Below are 18620 nucleotides of genomic sequence, written 5' to 3' on the forward strand. Positions count from 1 at the left end.
CCCGCGTCCGGCCGCGGATGGCGCGCCGGACCGCTCGCCCGGCGGCGGGTGACGCGCCGGATCCCTCGCCGCTCCCCCCTACCGGCTGGTTACCACGTCCTTGCCGACCAGCCGCCCGTCCGCGAAGCACAGCCGGTACGCGGACCGCCCGTCGTACGGGCGCACCCCGTAGTACGCGCAGTCCCAGCCCGGGGGCGGCGCGGTCACCCCGTCGGGGGCGCCGTCCATCGTGTACGGCGGCATCCGCGACTCCACGTCGGCGCGGGGCTCGCCGAGCTCAAGGCTGTCGTACACGGTCCGGTCCAGCACCGAGTGGGACTGCGTATAGAAGTGGAACCCGCCCCACAGGACGGCCAGCCCGGCGGCCACGGCCAGGGGCACCGTGATCGACTCCACCAGCCTGCGCCGCACCCGCTGCCTGGCCCGGGCCAGCTCCCGCGCCGAGGTGGACGTCGGGGCCGCCGCCCGCCCGGCGACCAGCGCGACCCCGGGCGCGAGCGGCAGCCGCGCCGACACCTCGAAGCCGCCGTCGAGGGAGGGGCCGTGGGCCAGCACCCCGCCGGCCAGCCGCACCCGCTCGTCGAGCCCCACCAGGCCGTTGCCGCCCGAGGCCGGCTCGGGGACACCGCTGTCCGCCGGGCGCGGGCCGTTGGCGACCGACACCGTGATCTCCCCCGCCACCGGGTCCCGCACCAGCCGGACGCGGACGGCCGCGCCCGGGGCGTGCTTGGCGGCGTTGGTCAGCGCCTCCTGCACCACGCGGTACACGGCCCGGTCGGCCATGGGCAGCAGGCCGGGGCCGCCGGGGCGGTCGGCGCCGCCGTCCTCCAGCTCGACGGCCAGCCCCGCGGCCCGCGCCCGGTCCACCAGCGCGCCGACGCCCTCGTCGGCGGGGGCGGTCGGGGCCGGGTCGTCCCCGGTCCGCAGCACGCCGATGATGTCCCGCAGCTGCCCGGTGGCCGCCGCGGCCGCCTCCCGCAGTTCGGCGGCGGCCGCCCGGTGGCGGTCGCTCAGCTCCGGATCGACCTGCAGCGCCGCGGCGCGCAGCGCGATCAGGGCCAGATCGTGGCCCAGCGAGTCGTGCATGTCCCCGGCGATCCGGGACCGCTCGCGCAGCCGCGCGCGGTCGGCGACGGCCCGCTGCTCCCGCTCCATCCGGTCGGCCAGCTCCCAGCCGGCGCGGACCAGGTGTTCGTACTGCCTCCGGTAGCGGCCCAGCAGCCAGGGCAGCACGACGAGCAGCAGCAGCGTGGTCAGCGCGGCGAACCAGACCCAGACCCCGGCGCCCGTCAGCCCGGCGGCCAGCGCGTCCACCACGGCCACGGCCGCGAAGAACCACAGCGCGGGCCGCGCGCCCGCCGTCCACCGCCCCGTGAGATAGCCCCACAGCGCCAGCGCCGCCCAGTAGGAGGACGTGAACAGCTCGACGCTGAGGCCCAGGCTCAGCCCCACCGCCACCGCCAGCCCGACCAGTGGCCGCGTCCGCCCCACCGCGGCCGCCCCCGCCAGGAGCGGGAACCCGGCCAGCAGCACCCACAGGTCGCGCCCGTCCGCCGACGTGGCCTTCAGCAGGACGGGCGCGCAGGCCGCGAGCCACAGGACCAGGGCGCTTCGCGCGGCACCACTGCGTCGTATCCACCGGATCATGCGCCACAGCATCCCCCGCGACGGGCCCCGCGCGCCCCTGACGAAAGTATGGCCTCGCGGGCCGCCCGCGGCGGAGCACCCGCGACCGGCGCCCGCCTGCGGAAAAACACGTACGACGCGGGGAGACCCCGCGTGTTTAGATGTGCGCCATGGTGTCCACCGATCGTCTTCTCGCCTTCGCGGCCATGTCGTTCCTGCTGATCGTGATCCCCGGTCCCAGCGTGCTCTTCGTGATCGGCCGGGCGCTGGCGCAGGGGCGCCGGGCCGCGCTGACCACCGTCATGGGGAACACGGTCGGCGCGTATGTGCTCGTGGTGGCCGTGGCGCTGGGGGTCGGCTCCGTCGTGGAGCGCTCGGTGCTCGTCTTCACGGCGCTCAAGCTGGTGGGCGCCGCGTACCTGGTGTACCTCGGCGTCAAGGCGATACGGCAACGGGGCTCGCTGCGCGCCGCGTTCAACGGGGAGGGCCCGGCGGGGCAGAGCGCCCTCCGGACGTTCTGGGAGGGGTTCGCGGTCGGTGTGGCCAACCCCAAGACCATCGTCTTCTTCGCCGCCGTCCTGCCCCAGTTCGTCGACCGCGACCAGGGGCACGTCGCCCTGCAGATGCTGCTGCTCGGCCTCGTCTTCAACATCATCGCCGTGACCTCCGACAGCGTCTGGGGCCTCGTCGCCGCGACCGCGCGCGGCTGGTTCGCCCGCTCACCGCAGCGGCTGGCCATGGTCGGCGGGGTCGGCGGGCTCGCCATGATCGGGCTCGGTGTCACCGTGGCCGCCACGGGCCGCAAGGACTGACCCGGCCGAGGGGGCGGGGGAGACGCAGGTCACACGCGTCCATGTCACAGGAGGTCGGGCCACCTCGTCTCGGGGGTGTAGCCACCGAACGACCTCAGAGGAGCACACCATGGACGCGCGACTGAACTACTTCGCCAACCCGAGCGCCGGCAAGGCCCTCAAGTACTTCATGTCGGCGGGCAAGGCGCTCAAGGAGGCGCCGCTGCCGGCCGCGACCCAGGAGCTGGTGGCGCTGCGCGTGAGCCAGATCAACGGCTGCGCCGCCTGCATCGACATGCACACCAAGGAGGCCGCCGCGGCCGGCGAGACCGCGGTGCGGCTCAACCTGGTCGCGGCGTGGCGGGAGGCCACGGTCTTCACCGAGGCCGAGCGCGCCGCGCTGGCGTTCGCGGAGGAGGGGACCCGGGTCGCGGACGCGGCCACGGGGGTCGGCGACGAGGTGTGGGCGCACGCCGCCGAGCACTACGACGAGGACCAGCTCGCCGCCCTGGTGATCCTGGTCTCCTTCATGAACGCGGTGAACCGGCTGAACATCATCACCCGGCAGCCGGCCGGCGACTACCGGCCCGGCCAGTTCCACTGAGCCGCGTACGGCCGGATGTGAGGGGGCCAGCGGGCATGGGAGTGGACGTGGACAAGGCCGAGGAGTTCGAGGAGCTGCGGCCGCTGCTGTTCTCGATCGCCTACCGGATCCTGGGCAGTGTGGGCGAGGCCGAGGACGCGGTGCAGGAGACATGGCTGCGCTTTGACGGCTCGTCGACCCTGCCCACGTCCACCAAGGCCTTTCTGTCGGCCACGGTGACGCGGATCTCGATCGACGTACTGCGCTCGGCGCGGGTGCGTCGGGAGGAGTACGTGGGCCCCTGGCTCCCCGAGCCGCTGCTCAGCGATCCGTATCAGGACCCGGCGCGGTCGGCGGAGCTGGCCGACTCGGTGTCGATGGCGGCGCTGTTGCTGCTGGAGCGGCTCAGCCCGCTGGAGCGGGCGGTGTTCGTGCTGCGCGAGGTGTTCGGCTTCGGGTTCGACGAGATCGCCGACACGGTGGGGCGGTCGGAGTCGGCGTGCCGGCAGCTGGTGGTGCGGGCGCGGCGGCACATGCGGGAGGGGCGGCCGCGGTTCGAGGCGGACCGGCAGGAGCGGCGGGAGCTGGCGACGCGGTTCTTCGACGCCTTGAAGGGCGGCGATGTGGGCGGGCTGCGGGATCTGCTGACCGGCGACGCGCAGTTGGTCGGGGACGGCGGCGGCAAGGCGCCGCAGCTGGGCAAGGCGGTCATGGGCGCGGACAACGTGGCCCGGGTGCTGGGCACGGCCTTCCCCCTGCTGCTGCGGATCGACGTGACCATGGAGCCGCGCGAGGTCAACGGCCAGCCCGGGGCGGTCTTCCGCGACCGGGACGGCAGGATTCTGCACACCATGGCCCTCGACGTGCTCGACGCGCGGATTCAGGCCGTCCGCGTGGTGATCAACCCCGACAAGCTCGGCCACATCGGGCCGGTCGCCGACGCCTGGGCCATCGACCGCGAGGTGAAGCGGGCCCGTCGGCGGGCGAACTGACCTCCAGGGGGGGCCGGAGGTCCGCCCCGGCGCCACCCGATGGCCCGAGCTATTGACGTGGCCATGGCATGCTCCTAGCGTAGCAAGCGCTTTCACCGTCCCCTCTCTCGTGCCGAGAGCACCCCCTGCGCGGCGCGCAGGCGACCACGGAGAAGGAGCACCCCCCCATGAACCCCAGATCCGCACTGTCCTTACTGGCCTCCGCCGCCCTGGCGGTCGGCGCGGCCGCCGCCCTGCCCGGCGCCACGGCGGCAGCCGCGCCGCCGCCCGGTGTCACGGCGCAGAACGGCGTCACGGCGCAGGCGGCCGGCGCGCTGTACGTCGCGCCCAACGGCACCGACGGCGCGGCCGGTACGGAGTCGGCCCCCACGACGCTGACCTCGGCGATCAGCCGCGTCACCCCGGGCGGGACGATCTACCTGCGCGGCGGGACCTACCGCTACGCGCAGACGGTCACCATCCCGCCCGGCAACAACGGCACCTCGAGCGCCCGCACCGTGCTGTCCGCCTACCCCGGCGAGACCCCGGTCCTGAACTTCTCCGCCCAGACCGAGTCCTCCTCGAACCGCGGGCTCGCCCTCAACGGCTCGTACTGGCACCTCAAGGGCATCGTCGTCGAGCGCGCCGGGGACAACGGCATCTTCGTCGGCGGCAGCAACAACGTCATCGAGCGCACGGTCACCCGCTTCAACCGGGACACCGGGCTGCAGCTCTCGCGGATGGCCTCCAGCACGCCCAAGGACCAGTGGCCGTCCAACAACCTCATCCTGAGCGCGGAATCGCACGACAACGCCGACTCCGACGGCGAGGACGCCGACGGTTTCGCCGCGAAGCTCACCTCGGGCCCCGGCAACGTCTTCCGCTACGCGGTGTCCCACAACAACATCGACGACGGCTGGGACCTCTACACCAAGTCGGACACCGGCCCCATCGGCCCGGTGACCATCGAGGACTCCCTCTCCTACAACAACGGCACCCTCTCCGACGGGACCCAGAACTCCAGCGGCGACCGCAACGGCTACAAGCTCGGCGGCGAGGACATCAAGGTCAACCACGTCATCCGGCGCAGCATCGCCTACCACAACGGCAAGCACGGGTTCACGTACAACAGGAACCTGGGCACGATGTCCGTGTCGGACAACGTCAGCATCGACAACGCCCAGCGCAACTTCTCGTTCGACGGCGGCACCTCGGTGTTCCGGAACAACGTCTCCTGCCGCAGCGGCAGCGGGACGAACGACAGGACCGTGGGTGACGTCGACGGCTCGAACCAGTTCTGGTCGGGCACGAACGGCTCCCGGTGCGCCTCGTACGGCGGCGCCCTGAAGTGGTCCTTCGCCTCGGACGGCCGCCTGGTCGTGACCTTCGGCGGCAATCGGGTGACCCGGTAGCCGCACGTCAGGCGTGGGTCGGCCGGGCGGGCCGCGTTGTGCCCACCCGGCCGACAGCCAGGTCACGTCAGTGCGTCACCGCACGTTGATGCCGCCCCAGGCGTTGTCGACCGCCTTGTACTCGGCGCTGGTGCCGCCGTACAGGGCCTTCGCCGCCTTGAGCGTCGCGGTGCGGGCCTTGGCGTAGTTGGTGGTCGAGGTCATGTACGTGGTGAGCGCCTTGTACCAGATCTTCTCGGCCTTGGCGCGGCCGATGCCCTTGACGGTGCGGCCGTCCTTGGTCGGGCTGTCGTAGGTCACGCCGTTGATGACCTTGCGGCCGCTGCCCTCGGAGAGCAGGTAGAAGAAGTGGTTGGCGGGGCCGGAGGTGAAGTGCGGGTCGTCCTCGCCGATGCCGCTGGCCCAGTAGTCGTAGGACAGGCCGTCCTTGCTGGGCTTGTCCATGTAGCGCAGCGGGGTGCCGTCGCCGTTGATGTCGATCTTCTCGCCGATGAGGTAGTCGCCGACGTCCTTGCTGTTCTTGGCGTAGAACTCGACGGCGGTGCCGAAGATGTCGGAGGTGGCCTCGTTCAGGCCGCCCGCCTCGCCGCTGTACTCGAGGTTGGCGGTGGCGGAGGTCAGGCCGTGGCTCATCTCGTGGCCCGCCACGTCGAGCGAGGTGAGCGGCTTCTTGTTGCCCTCGCCGTCGCCGTACGTCATGCAGAAGCAGTCGTCGTCCCAGAAGGCGTTGACGTACTCGTTGCTGAAGTGCACGCGCGAGTAGGCGGCCTTGCCGTTGTTCTGGATGCCGTTGCGGCCGAGGACCTTCTTGTAGTAGTCCCAGGTCTTGGCCGCGCCGTAGTGGGCGTCGACGGCGGCGGTCTGGGCGATGGTCGGCTTGCCGTTGCCCCAGACGTCGTCGGCGTCCAGGAACTTCGACCCCTTGCCCTCTTCGGCGTGCTTGAGGTTGTAGGTCATGTGGCCGCCGCGGGCGGTGTCCTTGAGCAGGTACTGGCTGCCGCTCTTGGTGCTGCCGACGGTGACCTTGCCGTTGTGCTGGCCGTTGCCGGTGCCGTTCTGGACGGCCTGGAACTGGTACAGCTTCTTGCCGGTGTCGGCGTCGGTGATGACGTGCAGCTTGCTGGGGGTGCCGTCCTCCTGGAACCCGCCGACGACGGTCTCGTACGCGAGGACGGGCTTGCCGCTGGCGGCCCAGATGACCTTGCGGGCGCTGCCGGTGGTGTCCGACTTGGCGCCGGCCTCGGCCTTGGCGGCCCGTACGGCGGTCCGCTCGGCGCCGGACGGGGTGATCGCGGCCTGGGTGTCGGCGACCTTGATGGTGGCCTCGGTGGCCTTGGTGACCTCCTGGACCGTGCCGCTCGCCGACTTGTGCACGACCAGGTCGCCGCCGAGCACCGGCAGCCCGTCGTAGGTCCGCTCGTAGCGGGTGTGGACGGTGCCGTCCGCGTCCTTGATGACGTCCCGTACGACCAGCTTCTCCTTGGCGCCGAGCCCGAGGGAGCGGGCGGTGGCGGCCGTGGCGGCGTCGGCCTCGCGCAGCAGCTCCGCGCGGACGGAGGGGGAGAGCGCGAGGGACGGGGCGCCGGCCGCGGTGGGCGGCGGGGTGGCCGCGCCCGCGGCGCCGGCGGTGAAGGTGGCCGCGATCAGGGCTCCGGTGAGCGTCGCCGCCCCCGCGGCGACGACGGTACGGGAGCGCCTGCGCGCGGTGGCGCGGGATATCGGGGAGGTGCTCGATCTGCCGGAGGTCGATCCTTGCGTCACGTTGTCTCCTGTTGCTGTGGGGTGCCGGGCGCCGATGTGGCCGCCCGGCGGAACCAGGTGCGGAAACATGACGGTGCCCGGGAACGGGCCCCGGGCACCGGCTATGTGGTGCACCTTGTCTGACGCGTTTTTACGGCGTGACGTTCACTCCGGCCCACGCCGAATTCACGCCTTTGTACTCGGCGCTGTCCGCGCCGTACAGGTCGCTCGCGGCCTTCAGCGTGGCCTCGCGCGCGGCGTGGTAGTCGGTGGTGGAGGTGAAGTACGTGGTGAGCGCCTTGAACCAGATCTTCTCGGCCTTGTCGCGGCCGATGCCCTCGACCTTCGAGCCGTCGGCGGTCGGGCTGTCGTACTTGACGCCGCCCACCTCCTTGGCGCCGCTGCCCTCGGACAGCAGGTAGAAGAAGTGGTTGGCGACCCCGGAGGAGTAGTGGACGTCCAGGTCGCCGACGCCGTCGGACCAGTTGTCCGCGGAGCCGCCGTCCTTGCTGGGCTTGTCCATGTAGCGCAGCGGGGTGCCGTCGCCGTTGATGTCGATCTTCTCGCCGACCAGGTAGTCGCCGGGGTCGCTCGCGTTCTTGGCGTTGAACTCGACGGCTGCGGCGAAGATGTCGGAGGTGGCCTCGTTGAGGCCGCCGGACTCACCGCTGTACTCCAGGCCGGCGGTGGCGGAGGTGACGCCGTGGGTCATCTCGTGGGCCGCGACGTCGATCGAGGTGAGCGGGGCCTTGTCGTCCTGGCCGTCGCCGTACGTCATGCAGAAGCAGCTGTCGTCCCAGAACGCGTTGACGTAGCCGTGGCCGTAGTGGACCCGGGAGTACGCGCCCTTGCCGTCGCCCGCGATGCCGTCGCGGCCGTGCACGTTCTTGTAGTAGTCCCAGGTGAGGGCGGCGCCGTAGTGGGCGTCCACGGCCGCGGTCTGCGGGTCGTCGGCCTTTCCGGTGCCCCAGGTGTCGTCGTCGTCCGTGAAGGCCGCGCCCTCGCCGGACTCGGCGCCCTTGAGGTCGGTGGTCCGGTGGCCGCCGCGGTCGGCGTCGGTCAGGGTGTAGCCGCTGCCGTCCTTGGCGGTGCCGAGCTCCACCGTGCCGCTGTACTGGCTGGTGCCGCTGCCGGTCTCGATGCCCTGGTACTCGTACAGCTTCTCGCCGGTGGCCGCGTCGGTGATGACGTGCAGCCGGTTGGGGGTGCCGTCCTTCTGCACACCGCCGACGACGGTGTCGTACGCGAGGACGGGCTTGCCGCCGGCGGCCCAGATCACCTTGCGCGGGGCGCCGTCGGCGGTGGCGTGCCGGGCGTCGTCCGCCCGGGCGCGCTTGACCGCGGCCCGCGCGGCGGAGGCCGGGGTCACCTCGGCGGTCGTGGAGGGGACCGCGATGGTGGCCTTGACCGCCTTGGTGACGCCCTTGACGGTGCCGCGGGGGCTCGTGTGGACGACGAGGTCGCCGCCGAGGACGGGCAGCCCGTCGTAGGTGCGCTCGTAGCGGGTGTGGACGGTGCCGTCGGCGTCCTTCACGACGTCCTTGACGACCAGCTTCTCCTTGGCGCCGAGGCCCAGCGCCTTGGCGGTGGCGGCCTTGGCGGTGTCGGCGTCGCGCAGCAGCTGGGCGCGGGCCGGGGCGGTGAGGACGGCGGGCCGCGCGCCGGCCGTGGTGCCGCCGCCCGTGGTGGCCGCGCCGGTGGTCGCGGCGCCGGCCTGGCCGGCGGTGACGCCGGTGGCCAGCAGGGCCGCCACCACCATCGCGGCACCGGCGGCGGACGCCGCGCGGCGCTTCCCGCGGGAACGCGCGGGGGAAACGGGCAGGTTCGAGGTCTTGCTCACGCGAACTCCTCGTTGTTGTGGGGGGTCAGGACCGGGCGGCGGGGAAGAGCCGCCCGGGCCTGAACAAGAGGTGCGGATGCGATCGCGTGGGCAGACTGTCATACAAGGCGCGTACATGTCACGGGGATCGGCGCAGGTGGGCGGGAAAATGTTCGTTTAGCGTTGATCAATTTTCGGAATGCGGACCGCTTTTGGGTGGCTCCGGACGGCACATGAGGCGCCGCCAGGGGGAGTCGGGTCACCCCTGGCGGCGCCTGTCCATGGCCGGGTTACCTGGCCGGATTGCTCAGAAGGTCAGCTTCCAGCTGTTGATGTAGCCGGTGTCCTGCGCGTAGACGTCCTGCACCCGCAGCTTCCAGGTGCCGACGGCCTGTTCGGAGGAGGCATCGACGGTGTAGGTCGTCTTCACGTTGTCCGCCGAGTCCAGGGAGCTGGAGTTCTTGAGCCGGTAGGCCGTACCGTCCGGCGCCACCAGGTCGATCACCAGGTCACCGCGGTAGGTGTGCACGATGTCCACGCCCACCTGAAGGTTGGACGGCGCGTTGCCGGCCCGGCTCACCGTGATCGGGGAGGTGACCGCGGCCCCCGCGTCGGGGATGGCGACGTCCGTGGTGTTCTCGAAGACGTTGCCGCCGGTGGTGTTCACCGTCCAGGTGAAGGAGGCCGTGGCCGACTTGCCGGCCGAGTCGGTCACGGTGACCGTCACGGTGCCGGATCCGGTGGTGGTCGGGGTGCCGGAGACCAGACCGGTCGAGGAGTTGATCGACAGCCCGGCGGGCAGCCCGGAGGCGGCGTAGGTGAGCGCGCCCGGGTTGGAGCTGGTCGCCGTGATCTGCAGGCTGACGGCCTGGTTGACGATGCTGGTCTGGTCACCGGGCGGGGTGATGGAGACACCCTCGACGATCCGCGACCCGACGTTGACCGCCGCCCAGGTGTTGGCCACCGTGTTGTACTCGGGGCTGGCCTGGCCGAACAGCTCGCCCGCCGCCCACAGGGTGGCGTCCCGCGCCCCCGCGTAGTTGGTGTTGGACGTCATGCGCTGGGTGAGCGCCTTGAACCAGATCTTCTCGGCGTTGGCCCGCCCGATCCCGGGGACCGGCAGGTTGTCGTAGGTCGGGCTGTTGTAGCTGACCCCGTTGATCACCTTCGCGCCGCTGCCCTCGGACAGCAGGTAGAAGAAGTGGTTGGCGATGCCGGAGGAGTAGTGCACATCGACGCCGCCGACCCCGGAGTACCAGTTGTCCTTGGACGCCCCGTCCTTGCTGGGCTTGTCCATGTAGCGCAGCGGGGTGCCGTCGCCGTTGATGTCGATCTTCTCGCCGACCAGGTAGTCGCCCGGGTCGCTCGCGTTGGCGGCGTTGAACTCGACGGCGGCGGCGAAGATGTCCGAGGTCGCCTCGTTGAGGCCGCCGGACTCTCCGCTGTAGGTGAGGTTGGCGGTCGCGGAGGTGACCCCGTGGGTCATCTCGTGGGCCGCGACGTCGATCGAGGTGAGCGGCTTGGCGTTGCCCGAGCCGTCGCCGTACGTCATGCAGAAGCAGGAGTCCTGCCAGAAGGCGTTGACGTAGTTGCTGCTGTAGTGGACCCGGGAGTACGCCCCGACACCGTCGCCCCTGATGCCGGTGCGGCCGTGCACATTCTTGTAGTAGTCCCAGGTCAGCGCGGCGCCGTAGTGCGCGTCCACACCGGCGGTCGCGGCGTCCCCGGTCGTCCCGTTGCCCCAGACGTCGTCGGCGTCGGTGAACAGCGTGCCGGTCCCCGAGGTGCCCCGGTTGAGGTTGTACGTCTTGTGGCCGCCGCGGCCCGCGTCGGTCAGGTTGTACGAGCCCGAGCCGCCCGAGGTGCCGAGGGTGACCTGCCCGCTGTACTGGCTGTTGCCGGTGCCCTCCTTGACGCCCTGGAACTCGAAGAGCTTGGCGCCGGTGGTCGCGTCGGTGATGACGTGCAGCTCGTTCGGCGTGCCGTCCTCCTGGAGGCCGCCGACGACCGTCTCGTACGCGAGCGTGGGCGTGCCCTTGGCCGCCCAGATCACCTTGCGCGGCGCCCGCTCGGCCTCCGTCCTCCGCGAGCCCTGCGCGTTCGCCGCCTTCACCGCCGCCTTCTCGGCGGCGGCGGGCGCGACGGTGGCGGTGGTGTCGGCGACCTTGACCCGCGCCTTGGTCGCCTTGGCGACCGTCCGCACGGCGCCGCTCCTGGACTCCTCGACCACCAGGTCGCCGCCGAGGACGGGCAGGCCGTCGTACGTGCGCTCGTAGCGGGTGTGGAGGGTGCCGTCGGCGTCCTTGGTGACGTCCTTGACGACCAGCTTCTCCTTGGCGCCGAGGCCGAGCGCCTTGGCGGTGGCGGACTTGTCGGCGTCGGCCGCGCGGATCAGCTCGGCGCGGCGGGCGGGGGACAGCGCCACCGGCAGGGCGCCGGGGTCCGGCTTGGCGAAGGTGGTGCGGGCGGCCGGGGCCGTGTCGTCCGGGCGGGCGGCCGCGGGGCCGGTCTGCACGCCGACGGCGAGCATGGCCGCCGCCGCGACCAGGGCGCCGGTCGCGACGGCGCGCCGGCGGGGTGTGTGGGAGGTCGGGGGTCTGTGGGGGCGTTCGGAGGTCGGTCTCACACTGGCTCCTTCTGCGCTGGCCGCGCGGTGGCGCGACCGGGTACCACCGGGCGGCCGGGTGAGGCCGTCCGGGCATGGCGAGGCAGAACGCATGGGGGGAACGTGCGAAAGCGGGTGCCGAGGGTGTCGGGGCCCAGCGGCGAGCTGTGGGGGAGCTGTGCACCGATCGAGGGAAGGGTGCCACCGGTGGACGTGACCTGTCAGGAGCGCGACAAAAACTTGGCCGGAAAGTGTCCGTTGACATGCGGCGGGTGTTCGGATTTCGGATGCGGGGGCCGGCGTCGGGACCGGTGGCCGGACCGGTGTCGGCGCGGGTGGCGGGGCCGGTGCCGGCGCGGGGGCGGGCGGGGGCCCCGGGAGGGGGCATCGGCGCCCGCCCGTACCATCGCGCCATGCCGACCCCCGTGAACCCCATCGACGAGCCGCCCAGCACCCTCACCGACCCCCGCGAGATGCTCGACGCCTACCTCGACTACTACCGCGGCGTCGTCCTCCACAAGCTCGACGGCCTCGGCGAGACCGAGCTGCGCACCACCCGACTGCCCTCCGGCTGGACCCCGTTGGAGCTGCTCCACCACCTCACCCACGTCGAACGGCGCTGGCTGCGCTGGGGGTTCCTCGGCGAGCCGGTGGAGGCGCCCTGGGGGGACCGGGGCCCCGACGACCGCTGGCACGTCCCCGAGGACCTGCCGCCGGCGGAGGTCCGGGCGCGCTTCGAGGAGCAGTGCGCCTGGTCGCGCCGGACCGTGGCCGGCGTCCCCCTCGACCGCCGGGCTCGCCCCGGCGGCCGCTTCGCCACCGAGGCCGAGGCCCCGGCGCTCGGCTGGATCCTCTTCCACCTGCTGCAGGAGTACGCCCGGCACGCCGGGCAGCTCGACGTCGTCCGGGAGCTGGCCGACGGCACGGTCGGGGAGTGAGCGGGACCCCACGTGCGTACGGCGCTCGGACGGAGCTGGTACCCGGAGGTCAGGCCAGGCTCTCCCGCCACGCCTGGTGCAGCGCCGCGAAGCGGCCCTCGCCCGCGATGAGTTCCTTCGGCGAGCCGTCCTCGACGATCCGGCCGTCCGCCATCACCAGCACCCGGTCGGCGATCTCCACCGTCGACAGCCGGTGCGCGATGACGACGGCGGTGCGGCCGTGGAGCACCGTGTGCATGGCGCGCTGCACCGCGCGCTCGCCCGGGATGTCGAGCGAGGAGGTCGCCTCGTCCAGGATCAGCACCGAGGGGTCGGCGAGCAGCGCCCGGGCGAAGGCCACGAGCTGGCGCTGACCGGCCGAGATCCGCCCGCCGCGCTTGCGCACGTCCGTGTCGTAGCCGTCGGGCAGGGCGGCGATGAAGTCATGGGCGCCGATGGCCCTGGCCGCCTGCTCGATGTCGGCGCGGCCGGCGTCGGGGCGGCCGAGGGCGATGTTGTCGGCGACCGTGCCGGAGAACAGGAACGCCTCCTGCGTGACCATCACCACGCCGCGGCGCAGCTCCGGCGTGGCCAGCTCGCGCAGGTCCACGCCGTCGAGCAGGACCCGGCCGTCGGTGGGGTCGTAGAAGCGGGCGAGCAGCTTGGCGAGCGTGGACTTGCCCGCGCCGGTCGCGCCCACCACGGCCACGGTCTGCCCGGCCGGCAGGGTGAGGTCGAAGCGGGGCAGCACCTCGCCGCCCGTGCGGTAGGCGAACCGCACGCCGTCGAAGACCACCTCACGGCCGGGCAGCCCCGAGGAGCGCGGCGGCAGCGGGCGGGGGTCGGCGGGCTCGGCGACGGAGGGCCGCTGGGCGAGCAGGCCCGCGATCTTCTCCAGCGAGGCGGCCGCGGACTGGTAGGAGTTCAGGAACATCCCCAGGCGGTCGATGGGGTCGTAGAGCCTGCGCAGATAGAGCGCGGCCGCGGCCAGCACGCCCAGCGCCAGGCCCCCCGAGGCCACCCGGTAGGCGCCCCACAGGACGATCGCGGCCACCGCCGCGTTGGCGACCATCCGGGAGCTGACCACATAGCGGGCCATCTCCAGGATCGCGTCCCCGTTGATCCGCTCGTGGCGGTGGTTGAGCTCGTGGAAGTGCGCGTCGTTGACCCGCTCCCGGCGGAAGGCCTGCACCGGCCGGATGCCGTTCATGGTCTCGGCGAACTTGACGATGACCGCGGCGATGGCCGTGGACCGCTTGCGGTAGACGCGCATCGAGCGGCGCTGGAAGGAGCGGACCAGGAGGTACAGCGGCCAGAAGGAGAGCAGGGCCGCGGCGCCCAGACCCCAGTCCAGGTACAGCAGCGTCACGGAGATGTACACGCCGGCGAGCGCGACGCCGAGCAGCTCCTCAAGGCCCTCGTTGAGCAGCTCGCGCAGCGACTCGACATCCGTGGTGGCGCGCGAGATCAGCCGGCCGGAGGTGTAGCGCTCGTGGAAGTCCACGCTGAGCGCCTGGGCGTGGCGGAAGATCCTGCCCCGCAGATCCAGCAGCACGTCCTGGCTGATCCGGGCGGAGGTGCGGATGAAGGCGTACTGCAGCGCTCCGGAGGCGAGCGCACAGCCGAGGTAGGCGGCGGCCACGGCGACGAGGGGGCCGTGGCCGCCGTCGCGCAGGGCGGGCACGGCGGTGTCGATGGCGTACGCGACGAGCAGCGGGCCGGCCTGCACCGCGGCCTGCTGCAGGAGCAGCAGGACGGCCGCCACCCAGACCCGGCGGCGGCGCGGGGAGAGCAGCGAGCGCAGCAGGGCGAGGGAGGCGCCCTTCGGGGCGGGCAGCACGTCCCGGTCGAAGGGGTCGCCGTCCGGCGCCGCCCCGGGTGCCCCGGAGACCCCGGCCCTGGCGCTCTTGGTGCCGGTGCCGGTGCCGTTGCCGGGGCCGGTCGCGGTCTGGGTCATCGATCCTCCTCCCGCTCGTCACCGGACATCAGCGACCGGTACTCCGGACTGTCGCGCAGCAGTTGATGGTGGGTACCGACCGCGGCGATACGGCCGCCGGAGAGCAGGGCGACGCGGTCGGCGAGCAGCACGGTGGACGGGCGGTGGGCGACGACCAGCGCCGTCGTCGTGGCCAGGACCTGGCGGAGCGCGGCCTCCACCAGCGCCTCGGTGTGCACGTCCAGCGCGGACAGCGGATCGTCGAGGATGAGGAAGCGGGGCCGCCCGACGACGGCCCGCGCCAGGGCGAGGCGCTGGCGCTGTCCGCCCGACAGGCTCAGCCCCTGCTCGCCGACCTGGGTGTCGGTGCCCTGGGGCAGGGCGTGCACGAAGTCGGCCTGGGCCACCTCGAGCGCCCGCGCGAGGTCGGCCCGCTCGGCGTCGGCGGCGCCCATCAGGACGTTCTCCCCGGCCGTCGCGGAGAACAGCGTGGGCTCCTCGAACGCGACGGCGACCAGCCCGCGCAGCTCCTCCCGGGGCAGGGTGGTGATGTCCCGCCCGTCGAGGGTGATCCGGCCCCCCGTCGCCTCGTGCAGGCGCGGCACCAGGGCGGTGAGCGTGGTCTTGCCCGAGCCGGTCGCCCCGACCAGGGCCATGGTCTCGCCGGAGCGGATGTGCAGGTCCACCCCGGCCAGCACGGGCGGGGCGTCGGGCGGCGCGTCCGCGTAGCGGAACTCCACGCCCGCGAAACGCAGCCCGTCCGGCTGCTCTGCCGTCGGCTGCTCGCCCTTCGGCCGTTCCGCCGTCGACTGTTCCGCCGTTGACTGCTCGGCCTTCGGCTGTTCCACCGTCGGGTGTTCCGCCGTCGGCTCGTCCATCACCTCGAAGAACCGGTCCGTCGCCGTCGCCGCGTCCTGGCTCATCGCCAGCAGGAAGCCCAGCGACTCCACCGGCCAGCGCAGCGTCAGCGCCGTGGAGAGGAAGGCGACGAGCGTGCCCGCCGACAACTCGCCGTCGGCGACCCGCATCGTGCCGAGGACCAGGGCGGCGCCGATCGCCAGCTCCGGCAGCGTCATGATCAGCGCCCAGATCATCGCCAGCAGCCGCGCCTTGCGCAGCTCCGTCGAGCGGACCCGCTCCGTCAGCGCCTTGAAGGCGCGCGCCTGGCTGCGGTGGCGCCCGAAGCCCTTGACGATGCGGATGCCGAGCACGCCCTCCTCGACCACCGTGGTCAGATCGCCGGTCTGGTCCTGGACGGAGCGGGCGACGACCGCGTACCGCGTCTCGAAGACGGAGCACAGGATCACCAGCGGGACGGCGGGGAGGAGCAGGATCAGGCCCAGCGTCCACTCCTGCGCCAGCAGGATGGCGAACCCGACGAGGACCGTCACCCCGTTGACCACCAGGAAGGTGAGGGGGAAGGCGAGGAACATCCGCAGCAGCATCAGGTCGGTGGTCGCGCGCGAGAGGAGCTGCCCGGACGCCCAGCGGTCGTGGAAGGAGACCGGCAGCCGCTGGAGGTGCCGGTACAGGTCGGCGCGCATCGTGGCCTCCACGAAGGCCAGCGGCCGGGCCACCAGCCAGCGCCGCACCCCGAAGAGCCCCGCCTCCCCGATCCCGAGCGCCAGCAGCAGCGCGCCGCCCAGCCACACCCCGCCCGGGTCCCGGTCGGCCACCGGACCGTCCACCAGCCACTTGAGCACGAGCGGGATGACCAGGCCCAGACAGGAGGCGACGACCGCGACCCCGGCGGCCGTGAAGAAGCGCCCGCCGACCGGGCGCAGATACGGCCACAGGCGCGCCAGCGAGCGGGTGGCCGAGCGCCCCCGCCCGCCACCCCGTCCGGTATCCCGGCCGGCTCCCCGCTCGGCCCCCCGGTCGTCTCCCCCTCGTTCGGTGTCCCGCTCGCTCTCCGCTTCCCCGAGTCGTTCACCTGTGGCAGCCATCACCCGCCGAGACTACGGTCCGGCACCGACAGCGCTCACTCGGTTTTCCGGCCGCCCTCCGCCGCCGTGACGGCGCGTAGGAGCAGCACCGAGCGCCCGGGCAGCTCGATCCGTGAGCCGGCGCGGTGCGGCGTGCCCGGGGGCGCGTGCTGGTCCTCCCGCGAGGTGTCGACGAGGAGTTCGTACGAGGCGGCCCACGGCGGCCCGGGGAGGGCGAACTCCACCGGCTCGGGGCCGGCGTGCAGCAGCACCAGAAAGCTGTCGTCGGTGATCGGGCCGCCCCGCTCGTCGCGCTGCGGGATGTCGCGGCCGGACAGGTACAGGCCCAGCGCGGCGGTCGGCGCGTACCAGTCCGGCTCGGTCATCTCCGTGCCCCGCGCGGTGAACCAGGCCAGGTCGCGCAGCCCGTCGGGGCCCTGCGCATGGCCGGAGAAGAAGGTCCGGCGGCGCAGTACGGGGTGGCCGCGGCGCAGCGCGACGAGGCGGGCGGTGAGGTCGGTGAGCGACCGCCAGCCCGGGTCCTCGAGCAGCGACCAGTCCACCCACCCGGTCTCGTTGTCCTGGCAGTACGCGTTGTTGTTGCCGCCTTGCGTGCGGCCCATCTCGTCGCCCGCGACCAGCATCGGGACGCCGGTGGACAGCAGCAGCGTGCTGAGCAGGTTGCGCAGCTGGCGGCGGCGCAGCGCCCGGACGGCCGGGTCGTCGGTCTCGCCCTCGGCGCCGCAGTTCCAGGAGCGGTTGTCGTCGGTGCCGTCGCGGTTGCCCTCGCCGTTGGCCTCGTTGTGCTTGCGGTCGTAGCTGACCAGGTCGCGGAGGGTGAAGCCGTCATGGGCGGTGATGAAGTTGACCGAGGCGTACGGCCCGCGGCCGCCCCACGCGTACAGGTCGCTGGAGCCGGACAGCCGGTAGCCGAGGTCGCGCACGTCCGGCAGGGCGCCGCGCCAGAAGTCGCGCACCGCGTCGCGGTAGCGGTCGTTCCACTCCGTCCACAGCGGGGGGAAGGCGCCGACCTGGTAGCCGCCGGAGCCCACGTCCCACGGCTCGGCGATCAGCTTGACGCGGCGCAGCACCGGGTCCTGGGCGATCACGGCCAGGAAGGGGGAGAGCATGTCCACGTCGTCCATGGCGCGGGCGAGGGTGGCGGCGAGGTCGAAGCGGAAGCCGTCCACGCCCATCTCGGTCACCCAGTAGCGCAGCGAGTCCGTGATCATCCGCAGCACCTGGGGGTGCATCACATGGAGGGTGTTCCCGCAGCCGGTGTAGTCGGTGTAGCGGCGCGGATCCTGCTGGAGCCGGTAGTAGCCGCGGTTGTCGATGCCGCGCAGCGACAGCGTGGGGCCCAGCTCGCCGCTCTCCGCGGTGTGGTTGTAGACCACGTCGAGGATCACCTCGATGCCCGCCTCGTGCAGCGCGCGCACCATCCGCCGGAACTCCCCGACCTGCGCGCCGCGGGTCCCGGTCGCCGCGTACGCGCCGTGCGGCGCGAAGTAGCCGATGGAGTTGTAACCCCAGTAGTTGCTCAGCCCGCGCCGCAGCAGGTGGTCCTCGTGGGCGAACTGGTGCACCGGCAGCAGCTCCACGGCCGTCACCCCGAGCCGGGCGAGGTGCTCGATCGCGGCCGGGTGCGCGAGCCCCGCGTAGGTGCCGCGCAGCTCGGGCGGGACGCCGGGGTGGCGCTTGGTGAAGCCGCGCACATGCAGTTCGTAGATGACGGTGTCGGCCCAGGGGGTCTTGGGGCGCCGGTCGTCGATCCACTCGTCGGGCGGCCCGTCGGGGGCGTCGTCGCCGACGACCACGCCCTTGGGGACGTACGGCGCCGAGTCGCGGTCGTCGCGCACGGTGTCGGCGACGTGCTGCTGCGGCCAGTCCCGCACATGGCCGTAGACCTCGGGCGGCAGCGGACCCCGCCACTCCCGGGGCACGATCCCCGCGCCCCCGAAGTCGCCGTCCACGGCGCGGGCGTACGGGTCCAGCAGCAGCTTGGCCGGGTTCCAGCGGGCGCCCATCCACGGGTCCCAGCGGCCGTGCACCCGGTATCCGTACCGCTGCCCGGCCGGCACTCCGGGCAGGAAGCCGTGCCAGATCTCGTCGGTCCGCTCGGTGAGCGGACAGCGGGTTTCATGCCCCTCGTCGTCGAACAGGCACACCTCCACGGCCTCCGCGCCCTGCGCCCACAGCGCGAAGTTGGTGCCCGTCACCCCGCCGGGCCCGGTCCGCACCCGCGCCCCGAGCGGCTGGGCGCTCCCCGGCCACACCGGGGCGCCGCCGGCCGGC

The 18620-nt window shown here is 72.8% G+C and carries 12 protein-coding genes; 5 read left to right on the forward strand and 7 right to left on the reverse strand.

Annotation, left to right across the window (positions count from 1 at the left end):
• Positions 1–78 precede the first annotated feature (78 nt).
• Positions 79–1647 carry a sensor histidine kinase gene (locus tag ABFY07_RS15485; RefSeq protein ID WP_346175050.1) on the reverse strand — a complete coding sequence of 523 codons (1569 nt, stop codon included), beginning with the start codon at positions 1645–1647 and terminating at the stop codon, positions 79–81.
• Positions 1648–1796: 149 nt separating this feature from the next.
• Here ABFY07_RS15485 and ABFY07_RS15490 point away from each other — a divergent pair, with 149 nt between their 5' ends.
• The 4 genes from ABFY07_RS15490 to ABFY07_RS15505 all read left to right on the forward strand — a co-directional run bounded on the left by ABFY07_RS15490 (position 1797) and on the right by ABFY07_RS15505 (position 5383).
• A complete protein-coding gene (locus ABFY07_RS15490) occupies positions 1797–2438 on the forward strand; it encodes a LysE family translocator (protein ID WP_065964836.1) in 642 nt (213 codons plus the stop codon).
• Positions 2439–2547: 109 nt separating this feature from the next.
• Positions 2548–3021: a carboxymuconolactone decarboxylase family protein gene (locus tag ABFY07_RS15495; RefSeq protein ID WP_346175051.1), complete on the forward strand. Its 474-nt coding sequence runs from the start codon at positions 2548–2550 to the stop codon at positions 3019–3021.
• A gap of 47 nt (positions 3022–3068) precedes the next feature.
• Positions 3069–3992, forward strand: a complete 924-nt coding sequence (locus ABFY07_RS15500) for an RNA polymerase sigma-70 factor (protein ID WP_346175068.1) — start codon at positions 3069–3071, stop codon at positions 3990–3992.
• A gap of 167 nt (positions 3993–4159) precedes the next feature.
• The gene (locus tag ABFY07_RS15505; RefSeq protein WP_346175052.1) at positions 4160–5383 is read left to right on the forward strand and encodes a right-handed parallel beta-helix repeat-containing protein; all 1224 of its coding nucleotides are present in this window, start codon (positions 4160–4162) and stop codon (positions 5381–5383) included.
• Positions 5384–5458: 75 nt separating this feature from the next.
• On the opposite strand, the gene ABFY07_RS15510 is transcribed toward ABFY07_RS15505, so the two are convergent.
• From ABFY07_RS15510 to ABFY07_RS15520, 3 genes are all read right to left on the reverse strand, one after another.
• Entirely contained in the window at positions 5459–7144 is a 1686-nt protein-coding gene (locus tag ABFY07_RS15510) for a M4 family metallopeptidase (RefSeq protein WP_346175053.1), read from the reverse strand.
• A gap of 130 nt (positions 7145–7274) precedes the next feature.
• Positions 7275–8963 carry a M4 family metallopeptidase gene (locus tag ABFY07_RS15515; RefSeq protein WP_346175054.1) on the reverse strand — a complete coding sequence of 563 codons (1689 nt, stop codon included), beginning with the start codon at positions 8961–8963 and terminating at the stop codon, positions 7275–7277.
• A gap of 286 nt (positions 8964–9249) precedes the next feature.
• Positions 9250–11472, reverse strand: a complete 2223-nt coding sequence (locus tag ABFY07_RS15520) for a M4 family metallopeptidase (RefSeq protein ID WP_346175069.1) — start codon at positions 11470–11472, stop codon at positions 9250–9252.
• A gap of 488 nt (positions 11473–11960) precedes the next feature.
• Here ABFY07_RS15520 and ABFY07_RS15525 point away from each other — a divergent pair, with 488 nt between their 5' ends.
• Entirely contained in the window at positions 11961–12485 is a 525-nt protein-coding gene (locus tag ABFY07_RS15525) for a DinB family protein (RefSeq protein ID WP_346175055.1), read from the forward strand.
• Between the two features lie 49 nt (positions 12486–12534).
• On the opposite strand, the gene ABFY07_RS15530 is transcribed toward ABFY07_RS15525, so the two are convergent.
• The 3 genes from ABFY07_RS15530 to glgX all read right to left on the reverse strand — a co-directional run.
• Positions 12535–14421, reverse strand: a complete 1887-nt coding sequence (locus tag ABFY07_RS15530) for an ABC transporter ATP-binding protein (RefSeq protein ID WP_346175056.1) — start codon at positions 14419–14421, stop codon at positions 12535–12537.
• Positions 14418–16346, reverse strand: a complete 1929-nt coding sequence (locus ABFY07_RS15535; protein ID WP_346175057.1) for an ABC transporter ATP-binding protein — start codon at positions 16344–16346, stop codon at positions 14418–14420. Before ABFY07_RS15535 ends, ABFY07_RS15530 begins: the two co-directional genes overlap by 4 nt.
• 35 nt (positions 16347–16381) lie before the next feature.
• The coding region (glgX, locus tag ABFY07_RS15540) for a glycogen debranching protein GlgX (RefSeq protein ID WP_428836932.1) at positions 16382–18620 on the reverse strand (2239 nt) is incomplete at its 5' end.

Origin of the sequence: Streptomyces sparsogenes subsp. cuspidosporus, from assembly GCF_039532705.1 — a bacterium.
Taxonomy (GTDB): domain Bacteria; phylum Actinomycetota; class Actinomycetes; order Streptomycetales; family Streptomycetaceae; genus Streptomyces; species Streptomyces sparsogenes.

What these genes read in the sequence shown, in the direction of transcription:
- ABFY07_RS15485 (WP_346175050.1), bottom strand. Translation starts at nt 1,647, where the DNA reads ATGATCCGGTGGATACGACGCAGTGGTGCCGCGCGAAGCGCCCTGGTC.
- ABFY07_RS15490 (WP_065964836.1), top strand. Translation starts at nt 1,797, where the DNA reads ATGGTGTCCACCGATCGTCTTCTCGCCTTCGCGGCCATGTCGTTCCTG.
- ABFY07_RS15495 (WP_346175051.1), top strand. Translation starts at nt 2,548, where the DNA reads ATGGACGCGCGACTGAACTACTTCGCCAACCCGAGCGCCGGCAAGGCC.
- ABFY07_RS15505 (WP_346175052.1), top strand. Translation starts at nt 4,160, where the DNA reads ATGAACCCCAGATCCGCACTGTCCTTACTGGCCTCCGCCGCCCTGGCG.
- ABFY07_RS15520 (WP_346175069.1), bottom strand. Translation starts at nt 11,472, where the DNA reads ATGCTCGCCGTCGGCGTGCAGACCGGCCCCGCGGCCGCCCGCCCGGAC.
- ABFY07_RS15525 (WP_346175055.1), top strand. Translation starts at nt 11,961, where the DNA reads ATGCCGACCCCCGTGAACCCCATCGACGAGCCGCCCAGCACCCTCACC.
- ABFY07_RS15530 (WP_346175056.1), bottom strand. Translation starts at nt 14,421, where the DNA reads ATGACCCAGACCGCGACCGGCCCCGGCAACGGCACCGGCACCGGCACC.
- ABFY07_RS15535 (WP_346175057.1), bottom strand. Translation starts at nt 16,346, where the DNA reads ATGGCTGCCACAGGTGAACGACTCGGGGAAGCGGAGAGCGAGCGGGAC.